Annotated in this window: 20 protein-coding genes; 9 read left to right on the plus strand and 11 right to left on the minus strand. The window is 68.2% G+C overall.

Features of this window, described 5'->3' with window-relative positions:
* Positions 1 to 289: 289 nt before the first annotated feature.
* Positions 290 to 2,038 carry an NTP transferase domain-containing protein gene (locus tag ABZ319_RS18265; RefSeq protein WP_354987589.1) on the plus strand — a complete coding sequence of 583 codons (1,749 nt, stop codon included), beginning with the start codon at positions 290 to 292 and terminating at the stop codon, positions 2,036 to 2,038.
* Between the two features lie 66 nt (positions 2,039 to 2,104).
* Here the strand turns inward: ABZ319_RS18265 and ABZ319_RS18270 are convergent, their stop codons facing one another.
* The 5 genes from ABZ319_RS18270 to ABZ319_RS18290 form a co-directional block, all read right to left on the minus strand.
* Positions 2,105 to 2,875 (minus strand): helix-turn-helix transcriptional regulator, encoded by a 771-nt coding sequence (locus tag ABZ319_RS18270; RefSeq protein ID WP_354987637.1) that lies wholly within the window; start codon positions 2,873 to 2,875, stop codon positions 2,105 to 2,107.
* A gap of 426 nt (positions 2,876 to 3,301) precedes the next feature.
* A complete protein-coding gene (locus ABZ319_RS18275; RefSeq protein ID WP_354987590.1) occupies positions 3,302 to 5,122 on the minus strand; it encodes an ABC transporter ATP-binding protein in 1,821 nt (606 codons plus the stop codon).
* Positions 5,119 to 6,057 carry an ABC transporter permease gene (locus tag ABZ319_RS18280; protein ID WP_354987591.1) on the minus strand — a complete coding sequence of 313 codons (939 nt, stop codon included), beginning with the start codon at positions 6,055 to 6,057 and terminating at the stop codon, positions 5,119 to 5,121. The genes ABZ319_RS18275 and ABZ319_RS18280 overlap by 4 nt, the downstream gene beginning before the upstream one ends.
* Positions 6,054 to 7,013, minus strand: a complete 960-nt coding sequence (locus ABZ319_RS18285; protein ID WP_354987592.1) for an ABC transporter permease — start codon at positions 7,011 to 7,013, stop codon at positions 6,054 to 6,056. Before ABZ319_RS18285 ends, ABZ319_RS18280 begins: the two co-directional genes overlap by 4 nt.
* Positions 7,010 to 8,599 carry an ABC transporter substrate-binding protein gene (locus tag ABZ319_RS18290; protein ID WP_354987593.1) on the minus strand — a complete coding sequence of 530 codons (1,590 nt, stop codon included), beginning with the start codon at positions 8,597 to 8,599 and terminating at the stop codon, positions 7,010 to 7,012. The genes ABZ319_RS18285 and ABZ319_RS18290 overlap by 4 nt, the downstream gene beginning before the upstream one ends.
* 279 nt (positions 8,600 to 8,878) lie before the next feature.
* Here ABZ319_RS18290 and ABZ319_RS18295 point away from each other — a divergent pair, with 279 nt between their 5' ends.
* The gene (locus ABZ319_RS18295; protein WP_354987594.1) at positions 8,879 to 11,191 is read left to right on the plus strand and encodes an arylsulfatase; all 2,313 of its coding nucleotides are present in this window, start codon (positions 8,879 to 8,881) and stop codon (positions 11,189 to 11,191) included.
* Between the two features lie 172 nt (positions 11,192 to 11,363).
* Here the strand turns inward: ABZ319_RS18295 and ABZ319_RS18300 are convergent, their stop codons facing one another.
* Positions 11,364 to 11,855, minus strand: a complete 492-nt coding sequence (locus tag ABZ319_RS18300; RefSeq protein WP_354987595.1) for a DNA starvation/stationary phase protection protein — start codon at positions 11,853 to 11,855, stop codon at positions 11,364 to 11,366.
* A 213-nt stretch (positions 11,856 to 12,068) separates the two neighbouring features.
* On the opposite strand from ABZ319_RS18300, the gene ABZ319_RS18305 reads away from it, so the two are divergent.
* From ABZ319_RS18305 to narI, 6 genes are all read left to right on the plus strand, one after another.
* Positions 12,069 to 12,824 carry a hypothetical protein gene (locus ABZ319_RS18305; protein ID WP_354987596.1) on the plus strand — a complete coding sequence of 252 codons (756 nt, stop codon included), beginning with the start codon at positions 12,069 to 12,071 and terminating at the stop codon, positions 12,822 to 12,824.
* Between the two features lie 526 nt (positions 12,825 to 13,350).
* Entirely contained in the window at positions 13,351 to 17,127 is a 3,777-nt protein-coding gene (locus ABZ319_RS18310) for a nitrate reductase subunit alpha (RefSeq protein WP_354987597.1), read from the plus strand.
* 10 nt (positions 17,128 to 17,137) lie between these two features.
* Positions 17,138 to 18,862: a nitrate reductase subunit beta gene (gene narH / locus ABZ319_RS18315; protein ID WP_354987638.1), complete on the plus strand. Its 1,725-nt coding sequence runs from the start codon at positions 17,138 to 17,140 to the stop codon at positions 18,860 to 18,862.
* Positions 18,859 to 19,044 (plus strand): hypothetical protein, encoded by a 186-nt coding sequence (locus tag ABZ319_RS18320; protein WP_354987598.1) that lies wholly within the window; start codon positions 18,859 to 18,861, stop codon positions 19,042 to 19,044. Before narH ends, ABZ319_RS18320 begins: the two co-directional genes overlap by 4 nt.
* Positions 19,041 to 19,721 carry a nitrate reductase molybdenum cofactor assembly chaperone gene (gene narJ / locus ABZ319_RS18325; RefSeq protein ID WP_354987599.1) on the plus strand — a complete coding sequence of 227 codons (681 nt, stop codon included), beginning with the start codon at positions 19,041 to 19,043 and terminating at the stop codon, positions 19,719 to 19,721. The genes ABZ319_RS18320 and narJ overlap by 4 nt, the downstream gene beginning before the upstream one ends.
* The gene (narI, locus tag ABZ319_RS18330; RefSeq protein ID WP_354987600.1) at positions 19,718 to 20,455 is read left to right on the plus strand and encodes a respiratory nitrate reductase subunit gamma; all 738 of its coding nucleotides are present in this window, start codon (positions 19,718 to 19,720) and stop codon (positions 20,453 to 20,455) included. The genes narJ and narI overlap by 4 nt, the downstream gene beginning before the upstream one ends.
* Positions 20,456 to 20,458: 3 nt before the next feature.
* Here narI and ABZ319_RS18335 read toward each other — a convergent pair whose 3' ends face one another.
* The 4 genes from ABZ319_RS18335 to ABZ319_RS18350 all read right to left on the minus strand — a co-directional run bounded on the left by ABZ319_RS18335 (position 20,459) and on the right by ABZ319_RS18350 (position 23,553).
* Positions 20,459 to 21,901: an RNase H family protein gene (locus ABZ319_RS18335; RefSeq protein WP_354987601.1), complete on the minus strand. Its 1,443-nt coding sequence runs from the start codon at positions 21,899 to 21,901 to the stop codon at positions 20,459 to 20,461.
* Positions 21,902 to 22,080: 179 nt separating this feature from the next.
* Entirely contained in the window at positions 22,081 to 22,329 is a 249-nt protein-coding gene (locus ABZ319_RS18340; protein WP_354987602.1) for a three-helix bundle dimerization domain-containing protein, read from the minus strand.
* A 128-nt stretch (positions 22,330 to 22,457) separates the two neighbouring features.
* Positions 22,458 to 22,658: a DUF397 domain-containing protein gene (locus tag ABZ319_RS18345; RefSeq protein WP_354987603.1), complete on the minus strand. Its 201-nt coding sequence runs from the start codon at positions 22,656 to 22,658 to the stop codon at positions 22,458 to 22,460.
* Entirely contained in the window at positions 22,648 to 23,553 is a 906-nt protein-coding gene (locus ABZ319_RS18350) for a helix-turn-helix transcriptional regulator (RefSeq protein WP_354987604.1), read from the minus strand. The genes ABZ319_RS18345 and ABZ319_RS18350 overlap by 11 nt, the downstream gene beginning before the upstream one ends.
* 153 nt (positions 23,554 to 23,706) lie before the next feature.
* Here ABZ319_RS18350 and ABZ319_RS18355 point away from each other — a divergent pair, with 153 nt between their 5' ends.
* Positions 23,707 to 23,955, plus strand: a complete 249-nt coding sequence (locus ABZ319_RS18355) for a hypothetical protein (protein ID WP_354987605.1) — start codon at positions 23,707 to 23,709, stop codon at positions 23,953 to 23,955.
* Between the two features lie 280 nt (positions 23,956 to 24,235).
* On the opposite strand, the gene ABZ319_RS18360 is transcribed toward ABZ319_RS18355, so the two are convergent.
* The gene (locus ABZ319_RS18360) at positions 24,236 to 25,021 is read right to left on the minus strand and encodes an SDR family NAD(P)-dependent oxidoreductase (protein WP_354987606.1); all 786 of its coding nucleotides are present in this window, start codon (positions 25,019 to 25,021) and stop codon (positions 24,236 to 24,238) included.
* Between the last annotated feature and the right edge of the window lie 7 nt (positions 25,022 to 25,028).

Consider the following 25,028-nt stretch of genomic DNA (forward strand, 5'->3'; position numbering starts at 1 on the left):
CCACCCGGTTCCGGACAGCGGGACCCGCTGTAACGCCTGTCGTGAACTGTGACGAATCGCCAGGAACGCCGTCAGCTCTGGCCTCGGATACTGCCATATGCGATTGTGCAGGAGTTCCAAAACATGATCATTTCTACTATGTGTCGCAACACTTCGCATAACGATGAAGAGATGAGCAATTGCTTAGCAAGCGAACGAAACGGACGCGGCGCGGACCGGGTTCGCGGATCGGAATCGACCGGCAACTACCATCTTCAACCATGATCATCCACACCCCCGGCGCACCCTCGTGACGACCGTCGACGCCATCGTGCTCGCGGGCGGGCGGGCCAGCCGGATGGGCGGTGTGGACAAGCCCGCGATAGTGGTCGGCGGTCAATCCATGCTGGATGCGGCCCTGCGGGCGGTCGCGGCGTGCACGCGCGTCGTGGTCGTGGGACCGCATCGTCCCGAGTTGCCGCCGGAGATTCTGCAGACCCAGGAGGTGCCAGCCGGCGCGGGTCCGGTGGCGGCCGTGGCGGCGGGCATCGGCGCGCTCGCGGGCTGTGAATTCCCGGCCGGATCCATTGTCGTGCTCGCCGCGGACATGCCATTTCTCACAGCCGCCGCGGTCGACGAACTACTCGTGCACGCAAAGGAATCCGGCAGCGACGCGGTGTTCGCGGCCGACGCCGCCGGGCGGCCGCAGTACCTCGTGGGCGTCTGGCGGCGCACCGCGCTGCTCGCCGCCCTGCGTCAGCTCGAGTCCCCGGTCAATCGGCCGATGAAGGCGCTGGTGCCCGTCGACACCGTCACCGTGCAGCTGTCCGGGGTCGATGATTGCGACACCCCGGACGACGTGCAGCGGGCACGCGTCACGGCGGGGCGCGGCGCGGCCCCGCTCACCCTGGACGAGGCGCGGGATACCCTGCGCCGGAATATCTCCCGGTTGCCGGTGCGGCACGCCGCGGTGCGCACGGTGAAGGGCGCGACCCTGGCCGAGCCGATGCCGGCCGCCGACGCGCTGCCCCGGTTCGACGTCTCGGCCATGGACGGGTACGCGGTCAGCGGGACCGGACCCTGGCAGGTGCGGCGCGACATCGGCTTCGCGGGCGGGCGGCGCCCGGTGGGCCTGCTGGACGGCGAAGCGGTGCGCATCGCCACCGGTGCGCACGTGCCGGACGGCACCGGCTCGGTGGTGCGCGACGAGTTCGTGACGCTCGGGCCGGACGGCCTGCTGCATCGCCTGCCGGACACCCCGATTCGCGACGATGTGCGCTATCGCGGTGAGGAGTGGCAGCCCGGCGACGAGGTCGCGCCCGCGGGCGCGCCGGTGACCACCGCGCTGATCTCGGTGGCCGCCAGCGCCGAGGTGCACACGGTCGCGGTGCGCGGTCCGGTGCGGGCGCGAATCGTGATGACCGGCGACGAGATTCGCAGCGAGGGTCCGCTGCACGCCGGGCAGACCCGCGACTCCATCGGGCCGGTGCTGCCCGATCTGCTCGCCGCCTCCGGTGTGCTCACCATCGATCGAGTCCATTTGCGCGACACCGCGAACGCCTTCGACGAGGTCTTCGCCGCGGCCGGCGACTGCGATCTGCTGGTCATCGTGGGCGCGACCGGCGGCGGCGCGGCCGATCAGCTGCGCGCCGCGCTCGACCGCGCGCAGGCCCGCGTGCTGGTGAACCGGCTGCGGCTGCGCCCGGGCGGCTCGACGGTGGTGGCCCAACTCGCCGCCGGCCCAGCCGTTCTCGGGCTGCCCGGGAATCCGTACGCCGCGGTGTCCACCCTGCTGGGGCTGATCGGCGCGCTGCGCGACGGGCTGACCGGCGCCACGCCCGCGCCGGCCTTCCGCGCGCCGCTGGCGAACGCCGCCGAACTCGCCGGGCCCGCACCGCGTATCGTGCCCGCGCGGCTGGGCCCGGCCGGTGAGCTGATCGGCGATGTGCGCCTGCGCACCGCGCATCTGGCCAATCTGCTGGGCCGCGACGCGCTCGCGGTGGTGCCCGCGGACGCGGTCGACGGGCAGCCGGTGGAGTTCATCCCGCTGCCCCGCTGATTCGAGCGCGAGCCGGCGAATTCGGCCACCGCCCCGCTGATTCGGGCGACGGTGGCCGGACCGGGTTCAGACGGGCAGGCCGAGCACGGCGAGCAATTGGCCCGGATAGACGCCGCTGTCGAGGCGGCCGGTCTGGGCGTACAACCGGCGGCGGACGCCGGTGACCGGGTTCCGCAGGTGCAGGGACCAGACGTGCGGCGCGAAGGCCACCCCGCCCTCGGACCAGACCTGACGGAACTTCGGATACGCGCCGAGTTCGCGAATGAGATCGGTGAATCCGGCGGCGTTGCCCGAGCGGCCGATCAATCCGCGCAGCCAGCGCACCACCTGCCGGGCGTCGCTCTCCCAGTTCACCATGACGCGGGTGGCGAGCTCGTTGTTGAAGAACCAGTGCAGCATGTTGCCGTCGTCGACCAGGCCCGGGAACGCGTCGGCCCAACCCTCGTTCCAGGCAACGACATTGGCGCGGCTGTCCATGAACGCCGCCGGGTCGGGCCGGTGCTGGATGAGTATGCGGTGCAGGTCCGGGGTGAGTGCGGCACGCAATTGCGCCACCGTCGGGAAATCCTCGGCGGGCAGCCCGGCCAGATCGGTGAGCTGACGCCGATCCGAGATCGAGAGCGGTTCCAGGCGATCCAGGTATCGGGTGAGCGCCTGCACCACCTCGCGGGTGGGATTGCCGCGGTCGCCCTTCTCCAAATGCGTTATGTAGCTGGCGCTCACACCGGCGTTGAAGGCCAATCGTTCCCGCGACACGCCCCGATCGTCACGCAATTTCCGAAGCAGATTCCCGAGCGTGGGGGCTTCCAGGGCTTCGTAATCGCGTCCGCATGTCATATTGGCGACCACCGGTCCTCCTTCGTCAGCAACCGGCGGACACCGCACCTCCCCGTTGAAGCGGGCCCCGCCGGGTATTCACCCTGGAAGAGAATGTTTCCACAGTCCGCGACGAGAACGCGTACACGCGAGTTGCCCAATCTGTATATCCGGGTGACCCTGACGGTATCGGTGCACGCCGGTAGCCGCCCGATCCTGCTCGGCCGCAAGAATTTCCGCCCATCGAACGCATATTCCGCTTGCAACGGGCGCCTATTGCGGAAGGTGCGCGAACGCGCGAAGACCGCGCCGAACCCCCTGTCCCCCACTATTGGGGGCTCGGCGCGGTATTGCGTGAATGGTCCAATAAGACCATTTGGTCTGTATTGGAAAGGGCCGGACCGACCCTTCCCAACAGCGTGAATACGCGGAGAAAACGCGTATTGCTCAGGCTCCGACCGCGAATGGCGCGGCGACGGTGGATGAATCCCGCGGCGCTTCGACGAGTGGGCGCGGCGTCGCGGCCGGGACGGCTGCCAGAAGTTTGCGGGTGTAGTCCGCACGCGGCCGGCGGAAGACCTCCGCGACCGGTCCGGTCTCGACCACGCCGCCCCGGCGCAGCACCACCACCCGATCCGCGATCTGATGGACCACGGCCAGATCGTGGCTGATGAACAGGCAGGCGAAACCGTATTCCGCCCGCAGGTCGGCGAACAGCTCCAGCACCTGGGCCTGCACCGACACGTCCAGGGCGCTGGTCGGCTCGTCGGCGATGAGCAGGCGCGGAGCCAGGGCCAGCGCCCGGGCCAGGGCGACGCGCTGACGCTGACCCCCCGAGAGCTCGCCCGGGCGGCGGGTGGCGTACTCCCGGGGCAGGCGCACCGAATCCAGCAGATCCCCGACCCGTGCGCGCAGCAGCGCACCGGAGGCGGCGCGATGCACGAGCAGCGGCTCGCCGATGGAATCCTCCAGCGTGCGACGCGGATCCAGGGACGCGGTGACGTCCTGATGCACCAGCGCGACGTTCTTGCGCAGGCCGCGCAGCTCGCGGGTGGAGCGGCCGGTGAGCGAAACGCCCTGCAGCACCACCTCTCCCGCGGTGGCGGGCACCAGGCCCAGCGCGGTGCGCCCGAGTGTGCTCTTGCCCGAGCCGGATTCGCCGACCAGGCCGATCACCTCGCGCGGCGCGACGGTGAGCGAGACGCCGTCCAGGGCTCGGAACTCCTGGCGGCCGCGCCGGTAGACGACGGTCAGATCGCTGACGCGCAGCACCGGTTCGGGTGTCTCGGCCGGGTCCGGGGTGGCTACCGCGGCGCCGGACGGCTCGCGCGCGACCTCGGCCTCGCCCGCCACCTCGATCGCGTCGCCGTCCGGCCGCTTCGCGATCCGGACCGGCGCGGGGGCCGGCTCGGCGGGCGCCGCCGGATCGGCCGCCCCGGTCCGTTCCGGAAGCTCGGGCACCGCGGCGAGCAGGGTGCGGGTGTACTCCTCGCGGGGATCGCCGAAAAGCTCGTGCACGCCCCGGGTTTCGACGACCTGTCCGGCGCGCATGACGACCACGCGATCGGCGATGGCCGCCACCACACCCAGGTTGTGCGTGATGAACAGGATGGCCGTGCCGGTGCGGCGCTGGAGTTCGCGCAGCAGGTCCAGTATTTCGGCCTGCACGGTCACGTCGAGGGCGGTGGTGGGTTCGTCGGCGATGAGCAGGTCCGGCTCGCCCGACAGCGCCAGCGCGATGACCACGCGCTGTTTCTGACCGCCGGAGAGCTGATGCGGATACCAGTCCACGCGCTTGTCCGGCTCGGGGATGTCGACCAGGGTGAGCAGCTCGATGGCCCGGGTTCTGGCTTCCGCCTTGGTGATCGAGCCCTGCGCCGCCCCGGCGCCGTTCGCCGCGTGCGCGCGCAGCGCCTGGATGAGCTGGGTGCCGATCTTCTGAACCGGGTTCAGCGCGGTCTGCGGCTCCTGGAACACCATGGCCGCGCGGGTCCCGCGCAGGGCGCGCAGTTCGGCGTCGGGGGCGCCGATGATCTCGGCGCCGCCCAGTCGAATGGATCCGGCGGCCCCTGCGCCGTCGGGCAGCAGACCGAGCACGGCCCGCGCGGTCAGGGATTTGCCAGAGCCGGATTCGCCTACCAGCGCGACGGTTTCGCCGCGGTCCACGCGCACGTGCACCCCGTCCACCACGACGCGGTCACCGAATCGCACCACCAGCTCCCGAACTTCGAGCAGCGCGCCGGTGGGGACTTGCTCGTTGTCGCTCATCCGATCCTCCGGGCGCGGCCCAGTGCCTGGGCGATCAAAAGGAATCCGAGGGTCAGGCCGGAGACCACGAGCAGCGGTCCGACCGCGAACGCCGGATTGGCGTCGAGATTGTCGATGGAAGCCGAGATGAGCGAGCCCAGTGAGGGTTCGGGCGGCCGCACGCCGATGCCGATGAAGCTCATGGCGCTCTCGATGAACACCGCGATGGACAGCGACAGCGCCAGCTGGACCGAGATCGGCTCGATCACGTTGGGCAGCACGTGTTTCCGCAGCGTCCACCAGGTGCTCGCGCCGATGACCTCCGACGCCTCCACGTAGGGCTGCTCACGCACGGCCAGGATGGCGGTGCGAATCTGCCTGCCGAAGATGGGGATCTCGGCCGCGATGATCACCACGATCACCGCGTGCGCGCCGGGCCCGGTGACCGCGGCCAGCGCGATGGCGAAGATGAGCGCCGGGAAGGCCAGGATCAGGTCGAACACGCGCTGGGTGATGACGTCGGCGATCGTGTTCACGCTCGCCAGCAGTCCCGCCAGGGCCCCGATCACCGCGCCGATCGGCACGGCGGTGAAGGCGATGATCAGATCGATGCGAATGCCGTACAGCACGCGGGAGAAGATGTCGCGGTTGAGGTTGTCGGTGCCGAACCAGTGCTCACCGCTGGGCCCGACGAGGTTGGCGCCCGGGATCTGTTCCAGCGGACCGTAGTCCGTGAGCAGTCCGGCGGCGAGTCCGGCGAGGGCGATGACGCCCACCAGCAGCACCCCGGCCAGGCCCTGCCCCCTGCGCAGGGCCCGCAGCAGCGGGCGCGCCGAATCGGCGTGCCGGTCGGCGGTTTCCACGGCCGTGCCGACGGTGGGGTCGAGTACGCCGGGATCGAGCTCGGGCACGGGGGTTTTCGACGGATCGGTGGTCGACGGTGAGATACCGCTCATGATCGGCCTCCGATGCGGATGCGGGGGTCGAGGTAGGCGTGCACGATGTCGGTGGTGAGCTGGATGGCGACGAAGACCGCCACCGAGAACAGCAGCAGCGCCTGCACCACTGGGTAGTCGCGCCGGTTGATGCCCTGTTCGATGAGCTGGCCGATGCCGGGCCAGGCGAAGGCGGCCTCCACCAGCACCGCACCGCCCAGCAGCTGCCCGGTCTGGATGCCGAGCACGGTGAGCATGGTCGGCAGGGCGTTGCGCAGCGCGCCGCGGGTGACGATCTCGCGATGCGAGATGCCCAGGGCCCGGGCGGTCAGCACGTAGGGCTTGCGCAGTTCGGTGCGCAGCGATTCGGTGAGGAAGCGGGTCAGGGCCGCGGTCACCGGCAGCGCCAGGCAGATGCCGGGCAGCAGCAGGTACTGCACGGCGATGTCGGGCCGGGCGATGAAGCCGTCCGGGGGCACCCCGCCGGCCGGCAGGACCGGGATGGCGACGGCGAACACCAGCACGAGCAGGACGCCGGTCACGAAGACCGGCACCGCGACCGCCACGGTATTGGCCGCGGCGACGACGGCGTTGAGCCACCTGCGATCCCACAGCACCGCCGCGACGCTGACCGCGAGCGAGATGGTCACCGCGAGCACCAGCGCGAAGGCGGTGAGCACGAGGGTGTTGGTGAGCCCGCGCCCGACGAGGTCGGCGATCTGCCCGCCGATGATGTACGAGCGCCCGAGATCGCCGGAGAGCACATCGCTCACCCAGGTCAGGTATTGCGCGGGAATGGATTTGTCGAGGCCGAGCTGTTGCCGGATGGCGGCGATGGACTCCGGGCTCGCGTCGGGCCCGGCCAGCGTGGTGGCCGGGTCGCCGGGGACCAGGCGCAGCAGCAGGAAGATCAGCACCGACGCTCCGAAGAGCACCGCCACCGCCGAGGGCACCCGGCGCAGCAGGTACCCGGTCACGAGAGGAACGCCTCGCGCAGATCGAGTTCGCGGCGCTTGGTCCAGTTGACCGCGTGCAGTTTCCGGGTGGAGGTGCCCTGCGGGTGGTGCACGCCGATCTCGATCAGGAACAGCGACTCCAGCAGCTGATCGCTCAGCGCCTGGTAGGCCTTGGCCGCCTCGGGCCCGGTGCCCTGGGGCAGCTTCCAGGCGGCGTCGGCCGCGGCCACGTAGGCGGGCGATTCGAAGCGCGAGGCGTTCTTGCGGGCGTTGAACGGGTAGGCGCTGACGGTGAGCGTGGAGGGCACGAACTGTGCCCAGGAGTGGTCGGTGATCCACAAGCCCGGGAACTGCGCGCCGATGAGCTGCTTGACGAAGGTGGCGTTGTCGATCGGCACCAGCTCGACCTCGATGCCGACCTCGGCGAGGTTGGCCTGGACGATCTGCGAGGCGGCCTCGTAGGCGGCGATGCCCGCGACGAAGGTCAGCGGCACCTTCGGCGGCTTGGGCAGGCCCGACAGGATCTGCTTGGCCTTGGACACGTCGCGCTGGTAGCGAGTGTTGCGCCCGGCGTCGAAGGCCGGGGAACCCTTGGGCCACGGCACGTTCAGCGGGTAGCCCGCGCCGCGGAAGACCTCGGTGATGATGCGCTCGCGATCGAGGGCGAAGGCGATGGCCTGGCGCAGCTTCACGTCGGCGAGCGCGGGATCGGAGACGTTCGCGCCCACGTAGAGCTGGAGTTCGGCGCCCTCGTAGGCGATGACCTTGTACTCGTCGTTCTTGGCCAGGTTCTCGTTGTCGCGGTAGCTGATGGCGTCCGCGAAATGGATCTGGCCGGACTTGAGCGCGTTGAGCTGGGCCTGGTTGTCCGCGATGACGGTGAACTCGACCCGGTCCAGGTACGGCCGCTCCGGGATCCGGTAGTCGGGGTTGCGTTCGAAGACCAGCTGCTGGTTCGGGATTCGCGAGACGAAGCGGAACGGCCCGGTGCCGATGAGCTTCTCGCCGGTGCCGACCTGATCGATGCTCTCGCTGTCCAGGATGGGCACGGTGTCGAGCAGGTCGAAGATGTTGCCCAGCGGATGCGCGAAGCTCAGGGTGATGCGGTACGGATCGATGATGTCGAAGCCGGTGATGGCCGCGGCGGTGCTCTTGAGCTGCGCGGTCCACTTGGGATCGGCGTAGGTGCGCAGCGCGAATTCCACGTCCTTGGCGGTGAATCCGCGTCCGCTGTGGAACTTCACGTCCTTGCGCAGGTCCAGGGTGATCGACTTGCCGTCCGGGGCCAGCGACCACTTCTCGGCGAGCAGCGGCTGCGGCTCCAGCTTGTCGTGCGGGTAGCGGACCAGCGATTCGTAGACCAGGCCGATCACGGCCGGGGTGGTGCCGGTGTTGGTGAGCAGGTTCGAGGGGATCAGATCGAACTGGACGCCGTACTTCAGCGTGCCGCCGCGCACGGGCTCGGCGTTGTCGTCGCCGCCGCCTTTGCTCTGGTTCACGGCCGAGGTGCAGGCCGCCAGCGCGCCGCCACCGAAGATGGCGAGCGCGGCGATGCCGGAGTTGCGCAGGAAATGACGGCGATCCAGTCCACGGGGGGACGTATTCATCTGAAGATCCTCGAGATATGAGCCGCTGGACAGGCGGCGGGGTGCGCTGAACACACCTGGGGGACTTGAGAAAAGGGAGAATTACGCGCGGGCCGGCGCGTCAGGCACAGTGCGGACAGCCCTGTACCCGCGAGGACCGGAGCAGTCCGGTGCGGGGCGCGCAGGGGTGGCCGATGTGCATGGCGGCGACGGTAACAGCGGGTGAGCACCCGATCACCGGTTGCGCGCAGCACGAATGAAACCCTGGCGAGCGGCGGGACCCGGAACTTTGCTGGGCGGATGCCTGTTCCCCCGCATGCCCGTGGCTATGAGAACTTCGCCGGCGAGATCGGCCGCACCACCGCCGATTCGACCCCCGAATGGGTTTATCCGCCCGCCGCCCCCGCCGGTGCGCCCAACATCATCGTGGTGCTGGTCGACGATATGGGATTCAGCGATATCGGGCCGTTCGGCTCGGAGATCGAGACCCCGACCCTGGACCGCCTGGCCGCCACGGGCCTGCGGCTCACCAACTTTCACACCACGCCGCTGTGCTCGCCGTCCCGCGCCGCCCTGCTGACCGGCGTGAATTCCCACCGCGCGGGTTTCGGTTTCGTCGCCAACGCCGATCCGGGATATCCGGGACTGCGCCTCGAACTCGCCGATGACGTGCTCACCCTGCCGGAGATTCTGCGCGCCAACGGATATGCCACCTACGCGGTCGGAAAGTGGCATCTGGTGCGCGACGCCACGCTGCATCCGGGCGCGCATCGCGATTCCTGGCCGACCCAGCGCGGATTCGACCGCTATTACGGATCGCTGGAGGGCCTGAACTCCTTCTATCATCCGAATCAACTGATCTCGGACAGCTCCGCGGTGGAGGTCGAGGAGTTTCCCGAGAATTACTATCTCACCGACGATTACACCGATCGCGCCATCGGCTACCTCAAGGATCTGCGCGCGCACGACGCGACCAAACCGTTCTTCCTGTACTTCGCGCACACCGCCATGCACGGGCCGTTGCAGGCCAAACCCGCGGATCAGGCCAAATACCGGGGCCGGTACAAAGAGGGCTGGGACCGGCTGCGCCAGAGCCGGTTCGCCGAGCAGCTGGCCCAGGGGCTGTTCCCGCCGGGCACCGAGCAGAAGCCGCGCAACACCGAACCGGGTTACGAAGCGCAGGAATGGGATTCGCTGACCCCGGAACAGCAGTCGCGCTTCGAGCGGTACATGGAGGTGTACGCGGGCATGGTCGACAGCATCGACCAGAGCCTGGGGCGGATCGTGGAGACCCTGGAACAGTTCGGCGAGCTGGACAACACGATCATCGTGTTCACCTCGGACAACGGCGGTACCGCGGAGGGCGGGCCCGAGGGCACCCGCACCTACTTCGCACAGTTCGCCCAGGTGGACGAGCCGGACTGGGAACGCGACGTGCCGCACGACGACGAACTCATCGGCACCGCCCGGCTGGGCGTGCACTATCCGCGCGGCTGGGGGCAGGCCTCCAACACCCCGTTCCGCTTCTACAAGGGCCAGACCTTCGCGGGCGGTGTCCGGGTGCCGTTCGTGCTGTCCTGGCCCAAGGGTCTGCCGCGCACCACCGATGACGCGGGCGTGCGCCAGGAGTACACCTACGTCACCGATCTGGCTCCCACCCTGCTGGAACTGGCCGGGCTCGAGCGGCCCACCGTCCGGAACGGCTTGCCCGCCAAGGATTTCGACGGCGTGTCCGCGGTCGATGTGCTGCGTGATCCGGGCGCGGTGTCCCAGCACACCGAACAGTATTCGGAGATGACCGGGCATCGCGGTTTCTACCGGGACGGCTGGAAGCTGCTGGCGCTGCTGGAGCCCGCGCGCGGCATCGATGATCCGCGCTGGCAGCTCTTCGACGTCCGCACCGATCCCACCGAACTGCACGATCTGTCCGAGCGATTCCCGGAGAAGGTGGCCGAGCTGGCTGCCGCCTGGGACGAGGCCGCCTGGAACAACACGGTGTTCCCGCTGCTCACGCGCCAGGATCTGGCCCTGCGCCGGCCCGAGGAGGCCCGGCTCACCGACCGCGTCCGCATCCTGCCCGGCACCGCCACGCTCGAGCGGTACCGCTCCCAGCGCCTGATCGCGTACCGGGACTTCACCATCGCCGCCGAACTCGCCGGGTTCGAGCCGGGAGACGCGGGTGTGCTCGTGTCGCACGGTGATCCGCTCGGCGGCTATGTGCTCTACGTGGAGCACGATCGCCTGCACTTCACCTACAACGCCTACGGCCGCGAGCACACCGTGGACGCCGGTCCCATCCCGGCGGGCAGCCGGAATCTGACCGTGTCCGCGACGGTACAGCCGCACCTGCGCTGGGATTTCTCCCTCGGCATCGACGGCGTGCAGGCGGCCACCCTGCCCGATCAGGTGCAGTTGGTCGGCATGGCGCCGTGGACGGGCATCACCGTCGGGCTCGACGCGCGCGGCCCGGTCTCCTGGGAGCTGCGCGAGCGCCGCGGCGTCTTCCGCTACACGGGTGCGCTGCGCTCGATCACCTACCTGCCGGGCGCGGTCGGCGTGCCGGAGGAGACGCAGCAGGCGCTGGACTCGGAGGCCGAGCTGATCGCCGAGTAGCGACCGGCGCCGAAAAGTTCGGCTGCACAGACGAACACCCGCCGGGCACAGGTGTCCGGCGGGTGTTTCGCTGTCGAGTCCGATCCCGGTCGCGTTCCGTGGTGTTCCGGTTCCGCGCCGTGCGGCGGTGTCCGCCGAACGGGAGTGGGCTGTGCTCCCGTTCGGCCGCCGGTCAGTCCGCGAGCTGGGCCTGGAACATCCAGCGATGCTCCTCGATCTTGGCCGTGATGGAGATGAACAGATCCTGGGTGACCGGGTCCGCGGTCTCGGTGGCGGCGATATGGCCGCGCAGGCGCTGGGTCAGCTTGTCCAGTACCTCGACGATGCCCGATACCGCTTCATGGGTGCGCAGATAGCCGGTGGGCAGCTGCGGCAGACCCTTGGCCTCGGCGACGGTCGCCGCGCGGCCGTCCGGGGAGATACCCAGTGCCGCAGCGCGTTCGGCGACGGCGTCGGAGAACTCGCGGGCGCTGTCGACCACCTCGTCCAGGTGCAGGTGCACGGTCTTGAAGTCGCGGCCCACCACGTTCCAGTGCGCCTGCTTGGCCAGCAGCGACAGATCGACGAGATCGGTCAGCGCCGACTGCAGTGCCAGGCCGACCGCCTTCTGTTCGGCCTTACCGAGCGGGCTGGTGATCGGGGTCCGGGACAGTGTGGTGGTCATATCGCACTCCTTCTGAACGATGGTCGTTTTCTGGAATGACTCCAATCTAGCTCGAGGCGCGGCGGGATGCCACCGAGTCGTCCCACGACTTCGGTCACCTTCTGAAGAATGTGTGATCCAGACCGCGCCGCTGTGTCGGGTGCCACTGCTAGCGTGCGAAGCGAAGTACCCGGTGGGACGGAGGCCGGGCGCACAACTGCAGAGGATGTACCGGTGGAACTGGGGAAAGACCCGCGCGACGGCGAGCATACGAACGCGGGCGCGACAGCCGAGCCCGGGGCGGGCGCACGCTCGCCGTACGGCACGGCCGAACTGCCCGCGGTGTGGGGGCAGCCGGATCCGGCGAGCGCGGCGGGCGCACCGCCCGAACCCGCGCCCGAGGTCCCGAATTACCCGCCGACCACGCCGTTTCCGGCGATGCACGCCGCGCCGGCGCCGGGGTCCCCGTACGCCGCCACGGCCGTGCCGCCGGGCGGGGCGCAGGCTCCCGGCGGATACGAGCCGATGCCGCCGTTCCCGACGGGCGGGAACCAGGGCTACGGCTATCCGCCGAATCCGCACGGCTACAACCCCTATGGGCCGTACGCGCCCCAGCCCGCGACCATGCCCGCGTCGGTCAAGGCCGCGCGGGTGGTCTCCTTCCTCTTCGGCGGACTCGGGCTCGTCATCGTGGTGGCGGTGTCCGCACTCGGCGACGCCTACGCGGCCGGCGTGGCGGTCGGCGGCTTCGCGGTCCCGATCCTGCTGGCGGGCTTCGCATTCGGGTTCGGATCGGGTGGCAACGGGATCCGCGTGACGGCCATCGTGCTCGCGGTCATCACCATGCTCATGGGCCTGGGCGGGGCGGCGAGTCAGTCGCCGCCGGGGCCGCTGGGCCTGATCGTCGGACTGGCGGTGCTGATCCTGCTGTGCCAGTCCAGCGCCGCCGCCTGGTTCAAGCGCCCCCGGGACGCCGAGCCCGTCGGCTGAGCCCGACGAGCGGAATGGGGATTTACGCGCCGCCGCCATCGGCGGCGGCGTTGAAATGTCCGATTCGAGACACCGATTCGAGACAGCGCGGTGCGGCTTTCATACCGCACCCGCGACCGCGCGATATTCATCGGCGATCATTCAGCAAACACGAATACCGATGAGTAATCCACGCCACTCCGTAAGCGCGACACGGTAGCCGGGTTGGCGGAAAATCGCGTACAGGTCCCCTTCCGAAACGTGTTAACAAATGTAAACCGCCGGAGAACCAGCCGTTTCCAAAGCATCACCGTGACCACTCCGGAACCCCTGGAACGGGCGGCATTTCAGCGGTTCACCCGCGGTAACCGCAGGTCACGCCAGATCATCGGGGGTATCGCCGCTATCGCGCAGTGACCGTGAGGTTGCGGCGATCTCACAACTCACCATCGGCCATCGCGCACTGTGAGAACATGGTTTTGATGCCCGCAATGACGTCCCTACAGTCGAGCCAGCAGCCCGGTTTTTCTCACTCGATGGGGGCGTCATGGCTAACTCGCATACCGGAACTTCCTCCGCGGATGCACTTCTTCGACTGGGAAAGTACTTCAATCGCGGTGAGGTTTCCGGCGATTTGCGCACCCTGCATCAGGTGGGCGGACGCGAGGCCGACGAGTTCTATCGTGATCGCTGGTCCCACGACAAGGTGGTGCGCTCCACGCACGGTGTGAACTGCACCGGTTCGTGCTCCTGGAAGATCTACGTCAAGGACGGCGTGATCACCTGGGAGTCGCAGCAGACCGACTACCCCTCGGTGGGATCGGACAAGCCCGAATACGAACCCCGCGGCTGCCCGCGCGGCGCGTCGTTCTCCTGGTACACCTACTCCCCCGCGCGCATCCGCTACCCGTATGTGCGCGGCGTGCTGCTGGAGCTGTACCGCGAGGCCAAGACCCGGCTCAAGGATCCGGTGCTGGCGTGGGAGTCCATCGTCGAGGATCCCGCGAAGGCGAAGTCCTACAAGTCCGCTCGCGGTCGCGGCGGCTTCGTGCGCGCCGAGTGGTGGGAGGCCGCGGAGATGGCCGCCGCCGCCCACGTGCACACCATCAAGAAGTACGGCCCCGACCGCGTCGCCGGCTTCTCCCCGATTCCGGCGATGTCCATGGTCAGCCATGCCGTCGGCGCACGCTTCATCTCGCTGATCGGCGGCTCCATGCTGTCGTTCTACGACTGGTACGCCGACCTGCCGGTGGCCTCGCCGCAGGTCTTCGGCGATCAGACCGACGTGCCCGAATCCGCGGACTGGTTCGACGCCGGCTACCTCATCATGTGGGGCTCCAACGTCCCGGTGACCCGAACCCCGGACGCGCACTACATGACCGAGGCCCGGTATCGCGGCCAGAAGGTCGTGGTGGTCTCCCCGGACTACGCCGACAACACCAAGTTCGCCGACGAGTGGATGCCCGCCCGCCCCGGCACCGACGCCGCGCTCGCCATGGCCATGGGCCACGTCGTGCTGAACGAGTTCTTCGTCGCCAAGCGCACCGAGCGCTTCGACGACTACATCAAGCGCTACACCGACCTGCCGTACCTCATCACGCTCGAGGACAAGGACGGCGTCGCGGTACCGGGCAAGTTCCTCACCGCCGCCGATCTCGGTCGGACCGGCGAAGGTGTGGAATTCAAACCGGTCCTGCTGGACGGCGACGCGAATCCCCAGGTGCCCAACGGATCCCTCGGCGACCGCTTCACCGAAGCGGGCAAGGGCAAGTGGAACCTGGACCTCGGGGACGTCGATCCCCTCCTGACTCTGCACGGTCGCACCGACGACGCTGCGGCCGTGCAGTTCCCCCGCTTCGACGAGCCCACCGCGGGCGTCCTCACGCGCGGTGTGCCGACCACCGTCGTGGCGGGTAAGCGGGTGACGACGGTGTTCGACCTGTTGCTGGCCCAATACGGGGTAGCGCGATCGGGGCTGCCCGGCAGCTGGCCTACCGGGTACGACGATCCCAGCGAGCCGTACACACCGGCCTGGCAGGAACAGATCACCGGCGTCCCCGCGGTGCAGGCGGCGCGCATCGCTCGCGAATTCGCCGACAACGCCGATAAATCCGGCGGCCGCTCCATGATCCTCATGGGCGCGGGCACCAACCACTGGTTCCACTCGGACCAGATCTACCGCGCCTTCTTCACCCTGACGCTGCTCACCGGCTGCCAGGGCGTGAACGGCGGCGGCTGGGCGCACTACGTGGGCCAGGAGAAGTGCCGTCCGGTAACCGGCTGGGCCACAATGGCTTTCGGCTTAGACTGGCAGCGCCCGCCGCGTCAGATGCAGGGCACCGTGTTCTGGTACCTGACCAACGATCAGTGGCGCTACGACCCCTTCACCTCCGAGGCCTTCGCCTCCCCGCTGGCCAAGGGCGAGTTCGCCGGGCGCACCGCCGCCGACAACATCGCGCTCGCGACGCGTTTGGGCTGGATGCCGTCCTACCCGACGCTCAACCGCAATCCCCTGGACCTGGCCGACGAGGCCGAGGCCGCGGGCAAGAGCGCGGCCGAGTACGTGGTCGACGGGCTGAAGTCCGGTGAGCTGCGCTTCGCCTGCGAGGACCCCGACGCCCCGGAGAACTTCCCGCGCGTGCTCACCGTGTGGCGCGCCAATCTGCTCGGCTCCTCGGGCAAGGGCAACGAGTACTTCCACAAGCATCTGCTGGGCGCGGACTCCAACCTGCAGACCGGCGAGGCCACCGGCGTGCGGCCGCAGGAACTCGTCTGGCGCGAGGAGGGGGCCACCGGCAAGCTGGATCTGCTGCTGTCCCTGGACTTCCGCATGACCAGCACCACCATGTACTCCGACATCGTGCTGCCCGCCGCCACCTGGTACGAGAAGCACGATCTCTCCTCCACCGACATGCACCCCTTCGTGCACGCCTTCACCCCGGCCATCTCCCCGCCGTGGGAGACCCGCACCGACTTCGACGCCTTCCACCGCATCGCGCGCGGCTTCTCGTGGCTCGCGGAGAAGCACCTCGGCGTCCGCAAGGACATCGTGGCGGTGCCGCTGCAGCACGACACCGCCGACGCGCTGGCCCAGGCCGGCGGGCGCGTGCTGGACTGGAAGAAGGGCGAATGCGAGCCCATTCCGGGTAAGACGATGCCCAAACTCGTTGTGGTGGAACGGAATTTCCCCGCGGTTGCGGAGAAGATGGCCGCCCTCGGGCCGCTGGTGGAGACCATGGGCCTGACCACCAAGGGCGTGGTCACCCATCCCACCGAGGAAGTCGAATACCTGCGCGGCCAGAACGGCGCCGTGGTTTCCGGTGTGGCGCAGGGGCGTCCGTCGCTGGCCAAGGACACGCACGCCGCCGAGACCATCCTGGCGCTGTCCGGCACCACCAACGGGCGACTGGCCGTGGAGGGCTTCGAGGATCTCGAGGAGCGCACCGGCACCAAGCTGGCGGACCTGGCGGCCGAACACGAGGGCAAGCGCATCACCTTCGCGGACACCCAGGCCCGGCCCGTACCGGTCATCACCTCGCCCGAATGGTCGGGCAGCGAGACCGGCGGCCGCCGGTACTCCCCGTTCACCATCAATACCGAGCGACTCAAGCCGTGGCACACCCTGACCGGCCGCCAGCACTTCTACCTCGATCACGACTGGATGATCGAACTGGGCGAACAGCTGCCGATCTACCGGCCGCCGCTGGACATGACCGCGCTGTTCAGCGAGCCCGGCATCGGCTCGGTGAACGAGCACGGCGGCGTGACCGTGCGCTATCTGACGCCGCACTCCAAGTGGTCGATCCACTCCGCGTACCAGGACAACCTGCACATGCTCACGCTCTCGCGCGGCGGTCAGGCCATCTGGATGTCCAATGTCGACGCCGCGAAAATCGGTGTCGCGGACAATGACTGGATCGAGGCGGTCAACCGCAACGGCGTCGTGGTCGCCCGGGCGATCGTCTCGCACCGCATGCCGGAGGGCACGGTGTTCATGTACCACGCCCAGGACCGCACGGTGAACGTGCCGCGTATCGAGGGGCCGCCCGTCGCCTCGAACGGCAAGGGCGGCAACGGTTCCAACGGCCACAGCTCGAACGGCAACGGCTCGAACGGCAACGGCGCCGACAAGCCCGACGACTTCAAGGGTCGCGGCAAACGCGGCGGCATTCACAATGCGCTCACCCGCATCATGATCAAGCCCTCGCATCTCATCGGTGGTTACGCCCAGCAGTCCTTCGCGCTGAACTACCACGGCCCCACCGGAAATCAGCGCGACGAAGTGACGACGATTCGTAAGCGCTCGCAGGAAGTGGAGTACTGACATGCGCGTCATGGCACAGCTCGCGATGGTCATGAACCTCGACAAGTGCATCGGCTGCCACACCTGCTCGGTCACCTGCAAGCAGGCGTGGACCAACCGCGGCGGCACCGAGTACGTCTGGTTCAACAACGTGGAAACCCGTCCGGGACAGGGCTATCCACGCCGCTACGAGGACCAGGAGAAGTGGAAGGGCGGGTGGACCCTCAACAAGAAGGGCAAGCTCACCCTCAAGTCCGGCTCGCGGATGAAGCGCCTGCTCAACATCTTCGCGAACCCGGACCTGCCCACGGTCTCGGACTACTACGACCCGTGGAGCTACGACTACGAGAATCTGCTCTCGGCCCCGGCCATGGACACCAGCCCGGTGGCCAAGCCGAAGTCGCTCATCACCGGCGAGGACGCCAAGGTCACCTGGGGCGCCAACTGGGACGACTCACTGGGCTCGGGACCCGAGCAGGTCGCCAAGGATCCGCTGCTGGGCAAGCTGGAGGACAAGGTCAAACTCGAATTCGAGGAGACCTTCATGTTCTACCTGCCGCGCATCTGCGAGCACTGCCTCAATCCCTCCTGCGCGGCCGCGTGCCCGTCCGGCGCGATCTACAAGCGCTCCGAAGACGGCATCGTGCTCGTCGATCAGGACAAGTGCCGCGGCTGGCGGCAGTGCGTGAGCAGCTGCCCGTACAAGAAGATCTACTTCAACCACAAGACGGGCAAGGCGGAGAAATGTACTTTCTGCTACCCGCGCGTGGAGGTCGGAATTCCGACCGTGTGCTCGGAGACCTGCGTCGGGCGCCTGCGCTACATCGGCGTCATGCTGTACGACGCCGATGCCGTGCAGGCCGCGTGTGAGGTCAAGGACGACAAGGACCTGTACCCGGCGCAGCTGGGGGTGTTCCTCAATCCGCACGACCCGCGCGTGATCGCCGAGGCCGAAGCGGCCGGTATCTCACCGGAATGGATTCAGGCGGCTCAGGATTCGCCGTGCTACAAGCTCATCGTCGACTACCAGATCGCGTTGCCGCTGCATCCGGAATACCGCACCATGCCGATGGTCTGGTACGTGCCGCCGCTGTCGCCGGTGGTGGACGTGCTGTCCGAGACCGGGCACGACGGGGAGAACGTCGACAACCTCTTCGGGGCTATCGACGCGCTGCGCATCCCCCTGGAATACCTGGCCGAACTCTTCACCGCCGGTGAACTCGGCCCGGTGCGCTCCTCGCTGCAACGCCTCGCGGGCATGCGCTCGTTCATGCGCTCGATCAACCTCGGCCAGGAACCCGATCTCACCATTCCGGATTCGGTGGGCCTCGAGCCGGAGGAGATCGAGGCCATGTACCGGCTGCTGGCCATCGCCAAGTACGAGCACCGGTACGTGATTCCGCAGGGTGCGACTTCGCGTGCGCACGAACTGGATTCACTCGCCACCGGCTGCAGTCTCGATACCGATGGCGGGCCGGGCATGACGGCCTTCGACGTGATGGCGGAGAAGTTCCACCTCACCGATACCAATGGCGCGGCGCCGGACGAGAAGTCCACGCGCATCAATCTGCTCAACTGGGACGGCAAGAACGCCTCCGGGCTGCTGCCGGGGCGCAACGGCAACGGCAACGGTTCGCACGGCAACGGTTCGCACGGCGGTGGCTCGAACGGCAACGGGCACAACGGGTCCGCGGCCAACGGCAACGGCGGCGCGAACGAACCCGAATCCACGCTCCCGGCGGGAGCGGCCCGATGAAGCTGTTCACCCTGCGCCGCCGCACCGCATCGGCCGCACCGATCGCCCAGCACGATTCCCGGCTGGCCTGGCGACTGGGCGCGCTGGCGCTGGACTACCCGAACGCCCGGGCCGATCGCCCGATCGCGAGCGGCCCGGGTGACGCGACCGCGTCATCCCTCCAGGCCGGAGTGACGCCGTGAACCTGCTCAAACTCCGCCGCCGGCCCGAACCGGCCGTCGCGCTCTCGGATCGCGACCGGCGACTGGTGTGGCGACTGTGCGCGCTGCTGCTGGACTACCCGAGCGTCAAGGCACTCGAATTCATCGGCGAACTGGCCGATGCCGCGGGCGAATTGCCGAGCTCGGTGCGTGTACACCTGGAACCGATCATCGAGCATCTGCGCTCGGGTGCGCCCATCGCGCTGGCGCAGGAGTATGTCGAGACCTTCGACATGCGCCGGCGCGCCAGCCTGCACCTGAGCTACTACGCGTACGGCGACACCCGCAAGCGCGGCATGGCGCTACTGCGCTTCAAACACGCCTACCGGCACGCGGGCATGGAACTCGGCGACGAGGAACTGCCCGACTTCCTGCCGGTGCTGCTGGAATTCGCGGCCACCGTCGATCCGGTGGGCGGCGAGCGCCTGCTGGGCGAGCACGTCCCCGTACTCGAACTGCTGCGACTGTCCCTGTCCGACAGCGGATCCCCCTATTCCGGCGTGCTGGCCGCGGTCACCGCCACGCTGCCGCCGGTCACCACCGCCGACCGCAGGCGCATCGCCGAACTCGCCGCGCAGGGACCGCCCGAGGAAGAAGTCGGCCTGGAGCCGTTCGCCATGGATCCCCTGTCCTTCACCGGAGCGGAAGGCCGCCGATGACCAGCACCCTGTGGATGACCCTGCCCTACATCGCCTTCACCTCTTTCGTGCTGGGCCATCTGTGGCGGTATCGCAACGACCAATTCGGCTGGACCACAAGGTCTTCGCAGATCTACGAATCGCGGCTGCTGCGCCTGGGCAGCCCGCTGTTCCACTTCGGCATGCTCGGGGTGATCGGCGGACATGTGCTGGGCGTGCTGATTCCGGCATCGTGGACCGCGGCCATCGGCATCTCCGACCACCTGTATCACGTGGTCGCGGTATCGGCCGGCACCGTCGCGGGCGTCGCGGTCATCCTCGGCATCGCCATCCTGCTGTACCGGCGCTTCACGGTCTCCGCCGTGCGGCAGGCGACCACCACCAATGACAAATTCATGTACGCGTTGCTCGCGGGCGCGCTCATCACCGGGTTGCTCAACACCGTGGGCAGCAACCTGCTGTGGGGCACGTACAACTACCGCGAGACCGTATCGCCGTGGTTCCGCAGCCTTTTCACCGCGCATCCGGAGCCCGAACTCATGGTGGGCACGCCGTGGACCTTCCAGGCGCACGGCCTCATCGTCATCACGCTCATCGGCGTCTGGCCGTACACGCGGCTCGTGCACATGTTCAGCGCGCCGATCGGCTACCTGGTGCGGCCGTACGTGGTCTACCGCAGTAAGGAGACCAACGCGGTGGACAAGCGGCGCTTCGCCCGCGCCTGGGACTCCCCGGTGCTGCCACCCAAGCGGTAGCCGCTACCAGCGGGCAGCGCGGGCCAGGCGGTGTGCCTCCTCGTTGAGGGGGTGGCCGTCGTGGCCCGCTATCCATTTGGCGCTGAAGGGAATCGTGCGCCCGATCGCCCGGTGCACGTACTCCTGGACGGCGGCGGACACCGAGAACGGGAGCGTATTGGCCGTGCGATTGCGCAGCGCGGCGTTCACGGCTTCGACCGCCTGATCACAATCGGACAGTATGCGCAGCCGGCGATCCGACAGCTCGGGCGCCAGCGCGGCTTCGCAGATGGCGATGAGCTCGGATTCCACCGAGGACTTCCCGTCCACGCATTTGCCGCCGCCGCTGCGGCCGTCGGCGGTCACCCAGGCGTAGCCGCCCACCGGGCCGAATCCGGAGGCATCGGTGGCCACGGCGAGCACGCCCGGACCGGACGCGGGAGTCACCACCGGTATCGCGCCGGAGGACAGGTCGCTCGCGGAATGATGAACCGGATGTTCGCGAACCGCCAGCCGCAGGCGATCGGCGAGCGCGCTGCCGTCCACGGTGAAGGTGAATCCCGCACGTTCCCAGGTGCTCCGGTGCTCCCACACGACGGTGCGCACCCGCGCCCACAGGTCGGCGTGCTCCTCGGCGATACGATCGGCCGCCGCGGCGCAGCACCACTCGCGCACCGAATCGGTGGCGGCGTTGACGCGGCCCGCGACCTCGTCCTTCATCGCGATACAGCGCCGCACCGCCGCCCGGCGCTGCACGCGCAGATCGGCGAGTTCCTCGTAGAGTTCGGCGACCCAGGTGAGCGCGAGTTCGAAGGACGCGCCACGCGCCTCCCGCGCCACGGCCAGCGCGGCTTCGAGATCCGCGCGCAATTCCTCCTCGATGCCCTTGAACGCGCGCTCCCAGCGCTCCACCACCGCGGGATCGTCCGATCCGGGAACGTTCTCACCGGCGATGACCCGGCGTACCCGCTCGACGAAAGCGTCCTGGTGCAGTGAAAGTAGTTGTGTGGCAGCGGGACCGGAGGTGTCCACGAGCCAGCCGTAGCGCACGGCCCAGGCCCACCAATCGTGCGAGGGGAGCCGTGTGCGTTCGGGAGCCAGACCGCATTCCAGCGAGGCTTCACCGAACGCGGCCTCGTATTCGCGCGGCAGCAGCAGCCCCACCAGCCAGCCGCACACCTGCTCGAATCCCTTGGGGCCCTCACGCCGCAGCGGATGCTCCTCCGCGCGCACCAGCGCCATCGCGGTCAGGCGCAAACTCTCGGTGCGATGCCACATATCGGCTAATTCGGCCCGCTCGGCGCGACCCGCCTCCCGCAATTTGGCCACACTGAGATCGCGCATGAGCAGCGTCTCGAGATAGTGCAGCGCGTCGATACGACGTTCCCGCAACCCCGGATCATGCAGTGCCGCCAGCAACTCCCCCGAGGCGGTCCCCTCCACCTCCTCCCAGCACGCATCCAACATGACATCGAAATCTCTTCGTAGAGAACCGATCCGCCCTGAGTCATCCCCGCCGTGTCCCACCTCCTTGACGTTAGCCGCCGAGCACGACACTTTTCGGCGCTTACACGAAAAAGCGCGATACCCGACGGGGGTTCGTACACCACACCGCCGCGTACCGCGCGTCAGGTTTCGCGTGCTGCTCAGGTCATGCTCTCCCGCAGTCTTTTTCGGGCGATACGCTCGGCGAGGAGCGGCAGGAAGGCTTCCACCTTCGCTTCCCTGGCGATGTACTCGTAGGCCGACTGCACCGTGGCGTCCACGGTCTCGGCGGCCACCAGTTCGGTGAATTCGGTGTTCAGGCGGGTGGTGACCCGCTGCAGGGCGACCTGAACATCGGGGCTGAGCCCCGAGGACGGGTTCGAGGCATGTGCGACAGGCGTTTCAGTCATCGCGAACTCCGGCCGATTCGATCGGTAGAGATGTGCGATGGGGCCCGCACACCCACCAGTAGAGATTGCCTCTCCCACCTTGCGTCAACACGAACGCTCGGTGAACGACCGGTGAGCCGCCGCCCCGGCTACCCGAAGTTCCCGGCGCGCAATGCAGCGGTGAACGCGTCCCAGGCTCGCGAACCGAAGGTCAACGCCGGACCGCCGGGATCCTTCGAATCACGCACGCCTACCCCGCCACCGGAATGGAAGGCGACCTCTACGCATTCCTGACCTCCGGCACTATAGGTGGACTTGAACCACTCGGTACGTTCCGATTCAACGCTCAATGTCGTACTCCCTTGCTAACTCCCGAATCAGGTCGCGGCTCGGGCGGACATCCAGGGTGGCGCGCTGCACGGTGTCGAAGGCGTCCCGGTAGAGCTGAACCTCCGATTGCCGCTCGAAGTACATCGCCCCGGCCAGGCTTTCAGAAAACACGATTGTCGGCTCGACCAGCTTCCCCCGAGCGTCCCTGCCGAACTGGTAAATGAAGAACGGCGTCAAGGGCATACCCACGGGAAAACCAGCACCGAACAACAGCACTCGCACCTCGATGTTCTCGCGAGCACCGAGATCGGCGATGTGCCGAAGCTGAGCCGCCATCGCGCGACGATTGCCGACCACCGTCCGCAGCACCGACTCGTGCAGCACCACCTTCGTTTCCACCGGCTTGCGCTGACGCAGGATCATGTTCTGGCGCTGCGCACGCAGCTCCACCCGGCGATCGAGCTCCGCGTCGGAGTCACCCGGAAAGTAGGTGCGATCCAGCGCACGCGAGTAGTCGGCGGTCTGGAATAGACCGGGAACGATCAGCGGCTGATAGATCGTCAAGAATCTCGCGCCGGACTCCAACCTGACCAGCATGTTTATTTGCGCGGGCATGAGATCTACGTAGGCATGCCACCAGGATTTGCCCGGCTTCTGCTCGGCGAGCGCCTTGGCGGCGGCGGTGCGGTCGTCATCGAGTCCGTATATCTCGCAGAGCCCCAGCACATCTCGGGCTCTCACCTTCTCGGTCAGCCCGCGTTCGAGACGGCTGAGGGTCGACTTGTTCCACTCCATCAACCCGGCGGCCTGCTCCACCGTAAATCCTGCCCCTTCGCGCGCCTCACGCAGGAACCGTCCGAGCTGCCTGCGTGGCAACGTGGTACTCGAATCCGTTGTCTCGCCACCACTGGTCACGCTTGCCTCCCCCGTTGCACCATGCGACCGAGTTCTGTTGCGCAATGCGCCAATTCTAGGGCTTATTTCGCAACGCTATCTGGGGTTTCGCGCAACTTTCGTCACCTCACCGCAGTCGTCCCGGTGGGAGTGATCGCCGCCCATCGTTGTCCCATGACATTCACCAGCAGGCTCGACAAGGCACAGATCGCGGTACTCGAATCGCTCGACCCGGGTGGGCTTCTCACGGTCGAGAGTCTTGCGGACGCGGCGGCGCTGACCGCCTGGCGGACGCGCAACGCGGTGTCCAAGCTGAGCGCGCGGGGGCTCATCCTCGGACGGATGCGGGGTGGGGTGGGGGTGTGGCAGATCACCGAGCGGGGGCGGCGGACGTTGGCCGCACGGGGGCGGTTCTACCGGTAGCGGCGCACCGGAGCCGAGGAGGTATTCACATGGCGGGTGTGGTCGAGCTTGTCGTTGTCGGATTCTGCTGTGCCGCTGTGGTGTTCGCCGCCTGGATGGGGACGGCTGACACCCGGGAGCCGGCGCGCGGGGGCCGGGAGGTGTCTGCGGTCTTCGCGAACGGGCGCGAGTTTCGGCGGGTGCCGGTGGGCAACCTTCATCGGTTGCGGGGGCGGCATCGGGCGTGAGGCCGCGCGGTGCGGGGAATCGGCACACGGCCGATCCCCCGCGACGACTCCGATCAGCTCCCGGCGAGCTTCGCCAGATTCGGGAAGTTGCTGATCTCCCAGCCGCCGTCCACCACCAGTTCGGTACCGGTGATGTAGGAAGCGCCATCCGAGGCCAGGAAGAGACAGGGCTCGGCGATCTGCTCGGGCGTCGCCGCCACGCCCAGCGGAATGCGCTCCAGGAACATCTGTTTCGCGGGCTCGTACGCCATGACCGCCGCCACCAGCGGGGTGTCCACCAGGCCGGGCAGGACCGAGTTCACCCGGATGCGGTGGGGCGCCAACTCCAGGGCGGCGTTCTTGGAGAACATCACCACGCCCGCCTTGCCGGTGGCGTAGGGGCTGCCGCCGGGCATGGGGATGCGGCCGTCCAGCGACGAGATGTTCACGATCGCACCGCCGTTGCCGCTGTCGCGCATCAGGCGGGCCTCGTGCTTGGTGCACAGGAAGACACTCTTCTGCACCAGATCGACGGTGAAATCCCAGTCGGACTCCGCCATATCGGTGATCGCGCCGATCCGGGATCCACCCGCGACGTTGAACGCCGCGTCGAGACGACCGAAGCGTTCCGCCGCGACGCCTATCGCGGCGGCCACCTGTGCCTCGGCCGTGACGTCGGCGGTCACGGGAACGAACGAGTCGCCGAGCTCGGCCGCCTTCTTTCCCAATCCCTGCTCGTCGATGTCCAGGCCGATCACCGAAGCGCCCTCGGCGACCAGGGCGGTGGCCAGTGACGAACCGATGCCGGAGGCGGCGCCGGTCACGACGGCTACCTTGCCGCCGAATCTCGCAGTGCTCATTGCGCTC

The sequence above is a fragment of the Nocardia sp. NPDC005978 genome (assembly GCF_040614455.1).
Classification (GTDB): Bacteria; Actinomycetota; Actinomycetes; order Mycobacteriales; family Mycobacteriaceae; genus Nocardia.

Coding starts and splice junctions, on each gene's coding strand:
- ABZ319_RS18295 (WP_354987594.1), top strand. CDS start 8,879: ATGCCTGTTCCCCCGCATGCCCGTGGCTATGAGAACTTCGCCGGCGAG.
- ABZ319_RS18290 (WP_354987593.1), bottom strand. CDS start 8,599: ATGAATACGTCCCCCCGTGGACTGGATCGCCGTCATTTCCTGCGCAAC.
- ABZ319_RS18335 (WP_354987601.1), bottom strand. CDS start 21,901: ATGTTGGATGCGTGCTGGGAGGAGGTGGAGGGGACCGCCTCGGGGGAG.
- ABZ319_RS18270 (WP_354987637.1), bottom strand. CDS start 2,875: ATGACATGCGGACGCGATTACGAAGCCCTGGAAGCCCCCACGCTCGGG.
- narH (WP_354987638.1), top strand. CDS start 17,138: ATGGCACAGCTCGCGATGGTCATGAACCTCGACAAGTGCATCGGCTGC.
- ABZ319_RS18360 (WP_354987606.1), bottom strand. CDS start 25,021: ATGAGCACTGCGAGATTCGGCGGCAAGGTAGCCGTCGTGACCGGCGCC.
- narI (WP_354987600.1), top strand. CDS start 19,718: ATGACCAGCACCCTGTGGATGACCCTGCCCTACATCGCCTTCACCTCT.
- ABZ319_RS18280 (WP_354987591.1), bottom strand. CDS start 6,057: ATGAGCGGTATCTCACCGTCGACCACCGATCCGTCGAAAACCCCCGTG.
- ABZ319_RS18300 (WP_354987595.1), bottom strand. CDS start 11,855: ATGACCACCACACTGTCCCGGACCCCGATCACCAGCCCGCTCGGTAAG.
- ABZ319_RS18340 (WP_354987602.1), bottom strand. CDS start 22,329: ATGACTGAAACGCCTGTCGCACATGCCTCGAACCCGTCCTCGGGGCTC.
- ABZ319_RS18310 (WP_354987597.1), top strand. CDS start 13,351: ATGGCTAACTCGCATACCGGAACTTCCTCCGCGGATGCACTTCTTCGA.
- ABZ319_RS18275 (WP_354987590.1), bottom strand. CDS start 5,122: ATGAGCGACAACGAGCAAGTCCCCACCGGCGCGCTGCTCGAAGTTCGG.
- ABZ319_RS18355 (WP_354987605.1), top strand. CDS start 23,707: ATGACATTCACCAGCAGGCTCGACAAGGCACAGATCGCGGTACTCGAA.
- ABZ319_RS18320 (WP_354987598.1), top strand. CDS start 18,859: ATGAAGCTGTTCACCCTGCGCCGCCGCACCGCATCGGCCGCACCGATC.